Annotated in this window: 10 protein-coding genes; all 10 read left to right on the top strand. The window is 67.7% G+C overall.

The features are described from left to right. Positions 1–355: 355 nt before the first annotated feature. Complete coding sequence (locus C811_RS0103120) at positions 356–1,162, top strand: AzlC family ABC transporter permease (RefSeq protein ID WP_022926449.1); 807 nt, start codon at positions 356–358, stop codon at positions 1,160–1,162. Then, complete coding sequence (locus tag C811_RS07825) at positions 1,159–1,488, top strand: AzlD domain-containing protein (protein ID WP_016309007.1); 330 nt, start codon at positions 1,159–1,161, stop codon at positions 1,486–1,488. Before C811_RS0103120 ends, C811_RS07825 begins: the two co-directional genes overlap by 4 nt. Before the next feature lie 105 nt (positions 1,489–1,593). Beyond that, positions 1,594–3,690: an ABC transporter ATP-binding protein gene (locus C811_RS0103115; RefSeq protein ID WP_016309006.1), complete on the top strand. Its 2,097-nt coding sequence runs from the start codon at positions 1,594–1,596 to the stop codon at positions 3,688–3,690. 131 nt (positions 3,691–3,821) lie between these two features. After that, positions 3,822–5,690: an ABC transporter ATP-binding protein gene (locus C811_RS07820; protein ID WP_244874335.1), complete on the top strand. Its 1,869-nt coding sequence runs from the start codon at positions 3,822–3,824 to the stop codon at positions 5,688–5,690. A 253-nt stretch (positions 5,691–5,943) separates the two neighbouring features. Next, positions 5,944–6,762, top strand: a complete 819-nt coding sequence (locus C811_RS07815; RefSeq protein WP_084811583.1) for an HAD family hydrolase — start codon at positions 5,944–5,946, stop codon at positions 6,760–6,762. Between the two features lie 90 nt (positions 6,763–6,852). Continuing rightward, a complete protein-coding gene (locus tag C811_RS07810) occupies positions 6,853–8,289 on the top strand; it encodes a hypothetical protein (protein WP_016309003.1) in 1,437 nt (478 codons plus the stop codon). Positions 8,290–8,312: 23 nt separating this feature from the next. Next, positions 8,313–9,197, top strand: a complete 885-nt coding sequence (locus C811_RS07805; protein WP_016309002.1) for an HhH-GPD family protein — start codon at positions 8,313–8,315, stop codon at positions 9,195–9,197. Positions 9,198–9,383: 186 nt separating this feature from the next. Beyond that, entirely contained in the window at positions 9,384–10,028 is a 645-nt protein-coding gene (locus C811_RS07800; protein ID WP_016309001.1) for a manganese efflux pump MntP, read from the top strand. Positions 10,029–10,538: 510 nt separating this feature from the next. Continuing rightward, the gene (locus C811_RS07790) at positions 10,539–11,747 is read left to right on the top strand and encodes an IS3 family transposase (protein ID WP_016308366.1); all 1,209 of its coding nucleotides are present in this window, start codon (positions 10,539–10,541) and stop codon (positions 11,745–11,747) included. Positions 11,748–13,165: 1,418 nt separating this feature from the next. Continuing rightward, positions 13,166–13,573, top strand: coding sequence for a hypothetical protein (locus tag C811_RS16510; RefSeq protein WP_156997063.1), 408 nt, complete (start codon positions 13,166–13,168; stop codon positions 13,571–13,573). Positions 13,574–14,241 lie beyond the last annotated feature (668 nt).

Below are 14,241 nucleotides of genomic sequence, written 5' to 3'. Positions count from 1 at the left end.
GAGAGGCCTCCTTCCCGATAGAAGCGGGGGCGCCCTGCCAAGGAGGGCGCCCCCGCGCCTCGCCCGTTCGGCGGGACGCCCTTGCCTGGCAAGGGCGTCCCGCTTTTAGTTGGGCGGCGCCCAGCCCGCCGCCGGGGGAGGGGCGCGGTGGGGCGGCGGCGCCCGGCTTGCCGCCGGGGGAGAAGCGAGGTTGGGCGGCGGCGCCCGGCCCGCCGCCGGGGGAGGGGTGCGGTGGGTCGTCGGCGCCCGGCTTGCCGCCGGGGGGCGTGGGGCGGAATCGTGCATTTGCGCGAATTTCGCTTCCGCCCGCGAAACGGCGGGCGCAAAGGGGACAGCTCGGCTATAATGGGGTGCTATGTTTTCTCGCGAGCACATATTGTCGGCTTTTTCCGCGGCGGTGCCCATTATGCTGGGCTACGTGGCCATAGGCCTGCCCTGCGGTATTCTGGGAAACACCATCGGGCTCAACCCCTTGCAGGTGGCGCTGCTGTCCATTCTCCTGTACTCGGGCGCCGGCCAGTTCATGATTCCCAACATGTTCCTCGCCGGCTCCGGGGTGGCGGCCATCACGGCCTCGGTGTCGCTCGTGAACACGCGCCAGATGCTCTACGCCGCCTCGTTCGCGCCCCAGTGCGCCGACAGCCCTCGCTGGCTTTCTGCCCTGTTCGCCGCATCGGTGACCGACGAGTCCTACGGCGTTAACACCGCGCGCTTCACCGAGGGCAACTGGTCGGTGGACCGGGCGCTCATGGTGAACCTGTTCTCCCAGAGCTCCTGGACGATCTCGAACATCGTGGGATGCGCCGTGGGCGCGGCGGTGGACATTCCCGTGAGCATCGCAGCCTTCGCCATGACGGCCATCTTCATCTGCCTGCTCGTCACCCAGAAGTTCACCTCGGCCAATATCGTCGCCATGGTGGTGGCCATGGCCGGCGTGTACCTGTGCAAGGCGTTGGGGCTGACGGGGCCCGCCATCCTCATCGGGGCTGTGGCCGGCGTGGTGTGCGCCATGGCCTTCGCCGTTGCGGTGGGGAAGGGAGGGTCGCGACCGGCCGGCTTCCCGCCCGAGGGCGTCGAGGGCGCTGCGGGCGCATCCCCATCCGAAGGCGCTGCGAACGCGGGGGTGCCCGCCGGCGCGTCCGAAGGGGGCGAGGGCCGATGAGCTGGAGCGAGTTCTGGTTCGTGCTCGTCGGGTGCGTGGCGGCCATGTGGGCCTGCCGTGTCATTCCGCTGTTTTTGCTGAAGGGCCGCGAGCTGCCCCCGCGCCTCGCCCAGGCCCTCGGTTTCATCCCGCCCGCGGCCTTCGCGGCGCTTGTGGCCAACGACCTGCTGAACCCCGGCATGTTCGATGCGGGTGTGTGGCCGGCCGCCATTCCGCTTGTGGCCGCCGTGGCCGCCGCGCTCGTGGCCGTGAAGAGCCGGTCGCTTCTGTGGACCGCTGTAGCCGGGGTGGGCGTGTACGCCGCGCTCGCCTTCTTCGCGGGATAAGGGGCCAGTTGTGGAGGACGCCCGCTTCGCCGATGGCGCTGTCCGAAACGGCCGCCTCGCCGTCCGGGACGCGCGGGGCGCTCGAGGTTCAAAGGCGGGTGCGCCATGGGCGTGATCCGCTTCCTCGGCCAGCACAAGGGGGCGGTGGCCCTCGTCGTGGTGCTGCTCGCCCTGAAGGCCGTGTGCGATCTGGCGCTGCCGGTATTTACCTCGCAGATCGTGGACGTGGGCATTGCCCAGTCGGGCGTCGAGGACGTCGGGGTGCTTGAGGGCTATCGTGCGGCAGGCGTCGATTTGCTTCCCATTCAGATGGCCTACCTTGCGCGCACGGGCCTTGCCATGCTCGCGGTGGCCGCCGCCGCCATGGTGCTCGACGTGGCGGTGAGTTTCGTGGCCTCGCGCACCGGCGCTGCCATCGGACGCGATCTGCGCAGCCAGCTGTTCGGCCGCATCGTGGCCTTCTCCGATGCCGAGATCAACCGGTTCTCGGCCGCCTCGCTTATCACCCGCGGCACCAACGACGTGGTGCTCATCCAGAACGTGTGCACCATGATGCTGCGCATGGTGCTCTACGCGCCTATTCTCGCCATCGGCGGCGTGGTCATGGTGATGGCCACCAACCCGCAGCTGGGCTGGATCGTCGTGGTGGCGGTGGCAGCCGTGTTCGCGGTCATCGCCGTGCTCTTCCGCCTCACGCTGCCTCGCTTCAAGATCATGCAGAAGCTCATCGACCGCGTGAACCTGGTGGCCCGCGAGATGCTCACCGGCCTTTCCGTGGTGCGCGCCTTCAACCGCGACGGTTACGAGGAGGCCCGCTTCGACGATGCCTCGCGCCGTCTCATGCGCACCCAGCTGTTCACCAACCGCGCCATGGCCTTCATGATGCCTTCCATGATGCTGGTGATGAACCTCACCTCGGTGGCCATCGTGTGGTTCGGCGCCGGCGCCGTCGGGGGCGGCACGCTGCAGACCGGCGACCTCATCGCGTTCATCACCTACGCCATGGTCATCATCATGGGGTGCCTTATGATGGGGATGATCTCCATCATGCTGCCCCGCGCCGACGTGGCCGCCCAGCGCATCCGCGAGGTGCTCGCCTGCGAGATCGCCGTGCGCGACCCGGAGGATGCGGCTGCGGAAGGGGCGGCTGCGAAAGGGGCTGCAAACTCCGACAGGCAGGCGCCGGGGTGCGGGGTGCCCTCGCGCGCAGATTCCGCAGCGAACGGAACAGCCCGGTGGGCTGTTCCGCCGAGCGAGGACTTGCCTGAGCACGTGGGTGCCCCGCACCCCGACGCCGGAGGGACGGGCGGCGCTCGCATCGAGTTTCGGCACGTGTCGTTCCGCTACGAGGATGACACGGCCGACGTGCTGCACGACGTGTCGTTTACCGCCGAGCCGGGCCAGGTGGTGGCCATCGTGGGCTCCACCGGGTCGGGCAAGTCCACGGTGGTGAAGCTCGCCGAGCGCTTCTACGACGTGTGCGAGGGCGCCGTGCTGGTAGACGGGGTGGACGTGCGCGCCTGGCGCCAGGCCGATTTGCGTGCGAACTTCGGCTACGTGCCCCAGAAGGCCTTCCTCTTCTCGGGCACCGTGAGAAGCAACATCGCCTACGGCGACGAGGCCGCCGGCGAGGAGGCCGTCCGCGCGGCGCTGGCGGCCGCCGAGGCGCTTTCCTTCGTGGAAGAGCGCGACGAGGGGCTCGATGCTCCCATCTCCCAAGGCGGCGCCAACGTCTCGGGCGGCCAGCGCCAGCGTCTGGCCATGGCCCGCGCCCTCGTGCGGCGGCCGCGGGCGTACCTGTTCGACGATTCCTTCTCGGCCCTCGATTACGCCACCGACGCCCGGGTGCGCGCGGCCCTTGCCTCCTATGCGGCCGACGCTACCCAGATCATTGTGGCCCAGCGCATCTCCACGGTGCTTTCCGCCGACCGCATCGTCGTGCTCGACGAGGGCCGGGTGGCCGGGGTCGGCACCCACGGCGAGCTTATGGCGGGCTGCGCGGCCTACCGCGAGATCGCCCTGTCGCAGCTTTCCGAGGAGGAGCTCGCCGCCGGTTGCGCGAGCGCGACCGCGGCCGACGCCGGAGCGGCTGCCGCTACCGAGACGGTCGCATCTGCTGAGATGGCTGCCACTGCTGGGACCGGTTCCGACGCGACCGAAGCGGCTGCCGCTGCCGAGGGCGGGGAAGGGGGTGCGCGATGAGCGGACACCCCTCCTTCATTCCCAAAGGCCCCGCAGCCGCCGGCCCCCATGGCCCCCACGGAGCCTCCGTCGGGCCGGGCGGCCCGCGCCGCGGCCCGGGAGGCGCCCACGGCCACGGGCCTGCCGGCCGCATGATGGGCGGCGAGAAGCCGCTGGCCTTCGGTCCCACCATGCGCCGCATGCTGTCCTTCATGGGGCAGTTCAAGGGCCGGCTCGCCCTCGTGCTCATCTTCGCCATCGGCTCCACGGTCTTCTCCGTGGTGGGCCCGAAGGTGCTCTCCGAGGCCACCACCGTGCTTTTCGACGGCGCCGTGGCCCAGGCGGCGGGCGCCGGTTCCATCGATTTCGACGCCATCGGGCGTATTCTGCTCGCCACGCTGGCGCTGTATCTGGCCTCGGCGGCGTGCTCGTGGGTGCAGTCGTGGGTGATGAGCTATATCTCCCAGCAGACCTGCTACCGTCTGCGCGACGCCATCGCTCGCAAGATCGAGCGCGTGCCCTTCGGATATTTTGAGAGGAACTCCACCGGCGACACGCTCTCGCGCATCACCAACGACGTGGACACCCTCGGCCAGAGTCTGAACCAGGGCGTCACCCAGATGATCACCTCGACGGTCACCGTGGTGGGCGTGCTCGCCATGATGCTGTCCATCAACGCCGTCATGACGCTGGTGGCCCTCGTGATGATCCCGGTGTCCATGGCCCTCGTCATGGTGGTGGTGCGCCTGTCCCAGAAGCACTTCGTGGCCCAGCAGCGCCTGCTCGGCGCGCTGAACGGTCAGGTGGAGGAGACGTGCTCGGGCCACGCGGTGGTGCGCGCCTTCGGACGCGAAGGCGCCACGGCGGAGGCCTACGAGCGCGACAACGAGGCGCTGTACGCCGCCGGCTGGAAGGCGCAGTTCCTCTCCGGCCTCATGATGCCGGTGCTCGGCTTCGTGGGGAATCTGGGGTACGTGGCCGTGGCGGTGTCGGGGGCGTTCTTCGCCGTGACCGGGGCCATCACCGTCGGCGACATCCAGGCCTTCATCCAGTATGTGAAGAACTTCACCCAGCCCATCACCCAGCTGGCCCAGGTTTCCAACGTGCTCCAGTCGCTGGCCGCGGCAGCCGAGCGCATCTTCGCCTTCCTCGATCTGCCCGAGATGGAGGAGGCTTCCGGGGCCGCCGAGGCCGGCGAAGGCGCGGGTGGCGCCGCGGCCGCCGGGGACGCCGAGGGCGCGGAGGGAGCCGCGGCCAGTGGGGGCGCCGAGGCCGGCGATGTCGTCTTCGATCACGTGCGCTTCGGCTACACCCCCGATGCGCCGGTCATCCGCGATTTCTCGGCACGGGCCGCCGCCGGGCGCACCGTGGCCATCGTGGGACCCACGGGCGCGGGCAAGACCACCCTCGTGAAGCTGCTCATGCGCTTCTACGACGTGGACGCCGGCGCCATCCGCATCGGCGGCACCGACATCCGCGACATGCCGCGTGCTGCGGTGCGCGAGCAGTTCGCCATGGTGCTGCAGGACACGTGGTTGTTCGCGGGCACCATCCGCGACAACATCCGCTACGGGCGCCTTGACGCTACCGACGCCGAGGTTCGGGCCGCCGCCCGCGAGGCCTGCGCCGACCACTTCATCGCCACGCTGCCCGGCGGCTATGATTTCGCGATCAACGAGGACGGCACGAACATCTCGGCCGGTCAGCGCCAGCTCATCACCATCGCCCGCGCCCTTCTGGCCGACCGGCCCATGCTCATTTTGGACGAGGCCACCTCCTCGGTGGACACGCGCACCGAGCTGCGCATCCAGCAGGCCATGGATCGCCTCATGGAGGGCCGCACCTCCTTCGTCATCGCGCATCGGCTGTCCACCATCCGCCGCGCCGACCTTATCTTGGTGCTGCGCGACGGCGATATCGTGGAGCAGGGAACCCACAACGAGCTGATTGCCGCCAGCGGTTTCTACGCCGAGCTGCACGCCTCCCAGTTCGCCGCCTGCAACGACCGGTTCGGCGAGTAGGGGGCGGCTCGATTCCGCGGCGGCCGCGCTCGGGTGCGGCTCCGCAGCAGCCGCGCTCGGGTGCGGCGGGCGTGCCACTCCCGTTTCTTGCGAAGGCATCAGGTTGGTAAAGGTTCTCTGTTGTTGGACATCCCGCGGCGGCGTCGGCGCCAGCGTTGGGCTATGATAGGGTCTCATGTATTCTCGTCGGCGGCACACGGCGGGCCGATCGCCCGTTGTTGGCGCCGACAGACCGAAGGATCGCCGAGTGATCATGCCCATAGCGTCGAAACCCTCCGTGCTCGTGCCCGATGGGGAATGCGGCTGCGGCCCGTTCGCCCATCTGCCCGAGGGCGTGTGCCGTGTCGCTCCTGCGGCTCTCGGCGCCGAGCGGCTCATTCCGCCCGAGCCCGCGCGCAACGAGGCGGGGAAGGTGCAGGTGGCGGCCTTCGATTTCGACGGCACCTGCATCCGCGGCAACTCCCCGGTGCTGCTCGTGCGCCATCTGGCCCGGCGCCGCATGCTGAAGCCGTCGGTGGTGGCGCGCATTCTGGGCTGGGCGGCCTGCTACAAGGCGCGCCTTCCCCAGAACGAGAGCTGGGTGCGCGGGCTGGTATTCCGCGCTTTCGCGGGCCGTTCGGTCGGCGAGACGAACGAGTTCCTGCGCGATTTCTACGATCGCTTCATCGACGAGCGCTTCCGACCCGACGCTGAGGCGGCCATGCGCGCCCACGAGGAAGCGGGCCATGCGGTGGTGTGCGTGTCGGCCACCTTCGAGCCCATCGTGGCCGCCGCTATGGAGCGTCGCCCCATTCAGTACGCCATCGCCACGCGCATGAAGGCGGACTTCCAGGGCAACTACACCGACAGGGTGGAGGGGCTGCCCATCGAGGGTCCCGAGAAGGTGGAGGCGCTCACCCGGTTCTGCGATGAGCGGTTCGGCGCGGGAGCGTGGGAACTGGCCTGGGCCTACGGCGATCATCATTCTGACCGCGCCCTCTTGGCCGCCGCCGCCCACCCGTGCGCGGTCACACCCGACCGTCCGCTTGCCCGCACGGCCAACGCCGAGGGCTACGATATTCTGGAATGGTAATTTCCATCTGTACAAGCGCACTTTTGTTCGATAAAATGGCATCGACACACGAAACGGGCCCGGGGCCCGCAGCTTATGAGAGGTAGCGCCATGTTTGAGAGAAACGACGCCGGCAAGCCTGCCCGCGATGACAACCCATCCGGTCTGACCAACGATTACCTGGCCCGCGCCACGGCCGCCTGCGAGGCGGGTGACGCGAAGCTCGGGCTGCACCTGTACCTGGCTGCGTTCGAGCAGGCCGTCGAGGCGAGCGAGGTGCCCTCGGAAGACGCCATCATGGGGCTCAAGCAGGCTTGGCGGGTGGCATGCTCCATTAAGGAGCGCTCCCTGGCCGAGTATATCTTCGAGCGGCTGGAGCCCTACCTGTCCCGCGACGAGGTGGAGGCCTGCACGGCCCAGCTGCAGGGGCTCGCGTTCGACCGCCTGGCTGAGTTCGGCTTCTCCCGCGACGACTTGGAGGAGATGTCCGAGGCTCTCGGCCAGGGAGCGATGGACATGCTCATGGCACCGCCCCTGGTGGTGAACGCGCCGCAGCCGGCCGCCTCCGCCGCGTCCCTGGAGGCTCCGGCAGCTTCCGGTCCGTCGCCAGAGCCGGATGCCGGCCCTGCGCCCCAGCCGGTCGATATCTTCACCTACGACACCGCGCCGGGCTACGGCACGGTTATCGAGCGTATGCGCTCCCTCGGCATCGGCATGGCGGGCGATCCCGATTTCGAGTCGTTCGTGTCCATGCTGAACACCCGCCACGGCTTCGACGCCATGCCGATGGTCGACTGCCTGCTGTTCTGCTCCGATGCCCGCGAGGATGCGAGCCGCTTCATGATGGCTACCGTGGGCGAGCTGGGGCTGCCGGCTGTGCGCATGCGCATGGAGGAGAGCTTCCAGGGCGTGCCCATGCTGTCGGTGAGCGCTCAGGCCTCCGACTCGGAGCACCTGGCGGCGCTGCGCCGCGGCTTCGAGGGCGGAGGGGTGCTCGTGCTGGAGGATATCGATTTGTGGGGCGCTCCCATGATCGATGCCGCCGACGATATGGCGGGTTTCTTCATGGCCGCCCTGTCTCGGGGCGCGCGCGAGGCCGTGGGCCTTATCCGCCAGGCTGTGGAGAACCCCGATGTGTACGTACTCGCCTCGGCGTCGGCCCTCGATGCCGTCGACCCGTTCTTCGGCGAGCTGCTCTATCCCATGACCTGCATCGACATCGACTATCCCACGGCCGCCGAGCGCGACGACATCTGGATGGACCTGGCCCGCGCCCACCCGTCGCTGCGCGCGCTCAACCGCGAGGAGCTGGTGCGCCTGTCGGCCAACATGCCGCGCTACGATTTGTACATGGCCGTGCGCGAGGCGCTCGAAGAGGCCTATAAGCAGGGCTTGGTTGAGCGGCGCTACCAGCCGGTCACGCGCGAGAACCTCTTCGACAAGCTGGCCGCCTACCAGCCGCTCGACTCGGCCGAGTACGCTGCGCTGGAAAACGCCGTCATCTCCGATTTCGCCGCCGGCCTGGACGATCTGGAGAGCCTCCTGTAGCGATTGCGGCAGGAGAGCGTAGTATGGGAAAGAGAATCGAGCCGGCCTGGCCGCGAGGAGCTGCGCCTTTGGACGAGTTTACGGCGCGCATGCTCGAGGTGGGCGACGGGCTTTACCGCGAGCTGCCTTGGCGCCACGTGGACGACCCCTATGCGGTGCTCGTCTCCGAGATCATGCTGCAGCAGACCCAGGTGGCGCGCGTCGGGCGTTTCTGGGAACGGTTCCTCGCGGCTTTTCCCACCTTAGATGCGCTTGCGGCGGCGGCCGTTCCCGATGTGCTGGAGCTCTGGCAGGGGCTCGGCTATAACCGGCGCGCTCTGGCGCTGAAGCGCACGGCCGACGAATGCGCGGTTGCGGGGGAAGGGCGTCTGCCCGGCAGCTACGAGGGACTGCTCGCCCTTCCGGGCATCGGCCCGGCCACGGCGGCCGGGGTCATGGCGTTTGCCTACCAGAAGCCAGCCGTGTATGTCGAGACCAATGTTCGGGCCGTCTTCCTGCACGAGCTGTTTCCCGGGCGGGAGGGCGTGCCCGATCGCGAACTCGAGCCCGCAGTGGCCGCCGCGGCCTTCCACCCGTCGGCTGCCGCCGACCCGCGCCGGTGGTACTACGGGCTGCTCGACTACGGTGCGCATCTGAAGGCTACGGGCGTGAATCCCACCCGGCGTAGTGCCTCCTACAGCCGCCAGTCCGCCTTCGAGGGATCGCGTCGTCAGAAGCGCGCTTGGATCGTGCGTCGCGTGCTGGCCGCCCCCGAGGGGGTGGAGGCCGCCGTGGTGGCCCGCGAGCTGTCCGCCGCCGAGGTCGCGGCGGGGCGGGAGGCGGTGGGGGCCGATCTGTTCGAGTCCATTGCGGGGGACCTTGTCGGCGAGGGCTTCTTTCGCCGCGAGGGCGCTCTGCTCGTTCCCTAGCTGTGCTACACTAGGCGGTATCCGCAGGGGAGTAGCCGGCGTCTTACGGGGCGTGGCCGCGTCAACAGACTGCCCGCAAGGGCTGGCGCGATCTTCAATGGCAAGACGTGCGGTGCAGCTTTCGCGCCGCACCGTTTTCAGCGTCGGCGCGAAGCCGGCGCTTTTTTACGGTCGAAGGGAGTTGTTGTGGGCGTCATCGAGCTGTTCCTCATCGGCGCGGGGCTTTCCATGGACGCGTTCGCCGTGGCTGTGTGCAAAGGCCTGGGCATGCGGCATGTGAACTGGCGCCATGTCCTCGTCATCGCGCTGTTCTTCGGCGGCTTCCAGGCGCTCATGCCGCTGATCGGATGGACGGTCGGCAGCTTGTTCGCCTCCTCTATCGCTGCAGTGGACCATTGGATCGCCTTCGGGCTGCTCGTCTTCATCGGCGGCAAGATGCTGTGGGATGCCTTCCACGAGGACGCCGAGGGAGACGTGTGCGCTTGCGGCCGCAACTGCGCGAGTTGTCCCAAGTACCGCACATCGGCCTGCGAGCGCCCCGATGCGGCTGTCCCTCAGGCGCGGGAGGCCCTCGACTATCGCGAGCTTGTCATGCTCGCCGTGGCCACGAGTATCGACGCCCTGGCGGTCGGCGTCACCTTCGCCTTCTTGGGGGTGAACATCTGGCTTGCCGCGGCGGTCATCGGCGTCACCACCTTTGCGCTGTCGTTCGTCGGCGTGGCTGTCGGCAACCATTTCGGCGCCCGCTTCGAGAGGCCCGCCACCATTGCCGGAGGCGTCGTCCTTATCTTCCTGGGCGTGAAGATCCTCATCGAGCACCTCTGCGGCTAGTCAGAGCCTTTTCGGCGCCCTCCGTCCGACGGCCGCCGGGAGCTTCTCCGCCTCCGGCGGTTTGCCTCCGCCCCGCCGCCATGTCCGCATCGCTGCCGCCATCCCAGCTACTTCCTGCCCCTTCGCACTGCCGCCAGGGCCAACCGACCCTTTTCTCTTTCAGCCCCTCGGCCCCTTTGATTCCCTCGGCCCCTCGGCCCCCTCGCCCCTTCGATCCCCTCGACCCCTCGGCCCCTCGGCCCCTCGGCCCCTTCGCACTGCCGCCAGGGCCAACCGATCCCTTTCTCTTTCAGCCCTTCGGCCCCCCTCAGCCCCTTCGAGCTTCCTCGCTCTTTCCGTTCAACGAGCTGTGCAAATCAGTAAAAAATGTGCATCGTTGTGCAAAAAGTCTCGATTTGCATAGATTAGCTGCGCATTTTCGATCGATATGCATAGATTTGCTTAGGAGCGGGATTCAAATGGAGGTGCGGACAAAAACTTGGACCGGCGTCGGTCCGGGAAGGAGTCCGCATGTACGACAGGGACACGATCGAGCTGGCGCTGCTCGCGCTGGAGGAGGGGATGACCCAGGTGGAGGCCGCCGAGCTCTGCGGCGCGTCCAGGGGCGCGGTCCAGCGCTGGGGGCGGGGCCTGCTGCCCCACGCGCGATGGCGGGCGTCCGGCTCCGCCGCAAGACCTCCACGGGGAGCTGCTAGGATGGCCCCTCCCGATGCGGAGGAGGACCCGTTGAACGAGGCGGAGAGGGCGGCCTACGAGGCCGCCATGAACGAGAACATGCTGCTCAGGGCGGTGTTGGACGACCTAAAAGGGGCAGGCTCGCACCCGGGTTCGATATCGAACAGGAGAAAGTGCGAGCTGGGCGAGAGATTGCGCGCGGCGACAGGCCTGCCCCTCCGAGAGATCACCGCTTTCTTGAGGATCTCGAGGAGCTCCTATGAGTACCACCGGGCGCGCCTGGGGCGGCCCGACAAGTACGCCGGGCTGCGGGCGCGCGTGCGCGAGCTGTTCGACGAGGGCTCCCGCGCGTGGGGCTACCGCACCATATGGGCCCGCCTGCGCCGCGAGGACGTGCGCGTGTCGGAGAAGGTGGTGCGCCGGCTGATGCGGGAGGAGGGCCTGTCCGCGGCCTACAACAGGCGCCGGCGCAGGGGGTGGAGCTCCTACGAGGGCGAGGTGTCCGCCGCCCCGCCCAACCTGGTCGCCAGGGACTTCTCGGCGGCCGCCCCGGACGAGCTGTGGGTCACCGACATAACCGAGTTCCGCATCCCGGCCGGCAAGGCCTACCTGAGCGCCGTGGTGGACTGCTTCGACGGGCGCCCCGCCGGCTGGAGGATAGGGGCGTCGCCCACGGCCGACCTGGCCAACGGGTCGCTCGAGGACGCGCTCGCCGGCAGGCGCCCGGGGGCGCGCACCGTGGTGCACAGCGACCGCGGCGGCCACTACCGCTGGCCCGGCTGGATCGCCCTGTGCGAGGGGGCCGGCCTGGTCCGCTCCATGTCGGCCAAGGGGTGCAGCCCGGACAACGCGGCGTGCGAGGGGTTCTTCGGCCGGCTCAAGAACGAGTTCTTCCACTACAGGGACTGGGAGGGCGTCTCCCTGGCGGAGTTCTCCGGGCGTCTGGACGCCTACCTGCGCTACTATTGCTCGGGGCGCATCAAGCGCTCGCTGGGGTGGCTGAGCCCCGACGAGTACCGCGCCTCGCTTGGGTACGCCGCCTAGGCGGTACGGAAAAACGTCCGCACCCCCAATCTATGCATATCTCGCAAAAAGATGCAGTTTGTCCGAAACGCTGCGAGGGGAGGATGGGAGGGGTTCTGCGAGGAGACGGCGATAGGGCGGCGATTCTGCCAAGAAGCGACGAAGGGGCAACGGCCTCAGGGTACGGTGCAGGAGGCCCCCCGGGGGGCTGCGAGCGTTTGTCGGACCGCGAGGCAGCAGGCAGCCTCGAAAGCACGGGGTTGCAGACAGCTGCGAGAGCGCGGAGCTGCGGGCGGCCGCGAGGGAGCGGAGGAACGCGGGCGGTTGCAGGAGCTTGAGGTTGCGGATGGGTACGGGCATGGAGGATCGCAGACGGCTGCGAGAGCATAGCGCCACGGGCGGCCACGAAAGCGCGGGGCCGCGGGCGGTCGCGAAAGCGCGGAGCCGCAGACGGCCGCGAAAGCGCGTGGCCGCAGACGGACGCGAAAACGTGGGGCCGCGGGCGGCCGCGGGGTGCGGGGATTACGGGCGGCAATGGGGTGTCCTATAATGTCAGCGGAAGGAGCGGGAAGCAGGGTTGGGAGTGGCTACGGCGGGCAGGATACGCCGGGGATCTGGCTAGCATGCTGATTGCACGGCGACTGCCCGGGCCTTCTGCGCACAACGTCACAAGGAAACGATGAGACGCTATCCGCTCAGGCGGTCGCCGCAGGTTCCCAGATTGCCCCTGTTTTGCCTTAGCGCCAGTAATGGCTGTTCGGCGAGGGGCTTAGCAGTAGCTGTCGTAGTTCGGCGCGCTGTTGCAACCATTTCTCCGTGCGGATTGTCGCGCGAAGTCCTAAGCGAAGTCGTATCTGGTCGGCCATCTTGTCGAACAGGCTGACGTTTCGCAGAATAGCTCTTGTAGCCACAATGACATCGAACCCGAGAATCTCCAAATCGTTTCGGCGCTTTGCGTCTCGGGCGGCCTGCTGGGGCAAGCGATGGTGCTCGTCGCTGTCATATTCCAGGATCAGTCGCGCTTTGGGCCAGAGGAGGTCGGGGTGAAATTCGCTCTGCGATACGCGCGCCCGCCGAGAGGACGACGGAGTGATCGTTCCGTTCGCAACGGGGTGGGGAAATCCGAAGCCGCCCATCCTTCGTGGTAGGCATAGCATCAAACACAGAGCGGTCTCGGCGGGAGAGCCGAGCCGTTCGATTGCGTGGCCCAGCGCCCGTCGAGCGTTCCTGCTGCCGGCGATGCTGCTGTGGCGCTCGAGAAATCCTCGCATCTCCGAAAGGGTTGCGATAGGGACGGCATCGAGGATAGAGCCGGTACGCGATGGCGCAAATCGATACAGGCCGGTCAGGGAACAGGCGAGCTCCGCAAGTTGAACGAGGGGGAGCTCGACGCCCAGCTGTGCTAGGCAAAACGCCGGCGACGAGGTGCCTGGTAGCCCTTGCACGGCTTCGGATGCCGCTGGAATCGGGTTGCGGTTCCGCTGTCTCGGCTTGTCTGCCGGAGCGCGCAGATTCCAAAGGGCACCTGGAACGGCGGCGTGCTTGCAAATGAGAAAGGAGGCGCCGCGCAAATTTCGGCGATAGCTTGCATCGGGCAACACGAAGGTTGCGGGCTGCGTGAGAAACGGGAGGCTCCTCTGAGCGTCGGCTACAGCTTTGCTGCTGGGGGCATCGTAATCGAACGGTTCGGTTCGCGGGAGCGCCAAAAGCCCATGAGCTGGCTGCGCTGCCGCGGCGAGCGATTCCAGTGCGGAGTATTTTGCGAGACACAGCGTCATGGCGATGAAAGTAACATGGCGCAGGATGAAATGGAAGGAAAATTTTTCAAGAATTACCTGTTCATGTAGGCATTATGAAACGTGGGAAGCAAGTGGGAATCTGGGGCGGTTCCCGTGCGAAAAAGGGGTGGTTTAGGCGCGCCTTGCGACTGGATGCGGGGAGATGCGGGCTGCCACTACGTCCGTCTGCTCTGCATCACTCGTCGTGTGGGCTCGATACCCCGGCACTTTCGGGCCCGGCGCTGCGGAGGCAACGGCGGCCCCGGCCCCCCGGATCCGTCGCTGCGGCCGCTCGGCGGCCCCTCGCTCTCGGAGTCGACACCGTGGCGGCGCGAGGATCCGGCGCTCTCGGAGTCGACATCGTGGCGGTGCGAGGATCCGGCGCTCTCGGATCCTGGCACTCCTTCGGATCTGGCTCCTTTGGACTCGATACCGCGGTGGCCCTAACGCCTCTTGTCCGACCACTTGGCTCTCCGGCCCTAACGCCTCTTGTCCAGCGCCTTTGCTCCGGCGCTTTCGGCTTGCTGTCCGGGGCATTGCCCCGTGCGATGCGCGTTGCTGGCTCCCTGACAACTGGGCCTCTATGAGCTTGTTGGCTGTTCTGCTGAAATTTGCACGATATGCATAGGTTAGGTGCCTGAAAGCGACCGATATGCATAGTTTCTCGCGTTCACAAGGGGTGAGATCTATACATATCAGGCAAAAGGATGCATTGATGCTCGAAATGCGTCGATATG

Source organism: Adlercreutzia caecimuris B7 (genome assembly GCF_000403355.2).
Lineage (GTDB): Bacteria > Actinomycetota > Coriobacteriia > Coriobacteriales > Eggerthellaceae > Adlercreutzia > Adlercreutzia caecimuris.
This window is presented reverse-complemented; position numbering and strand designations above follow the sequence as displayed.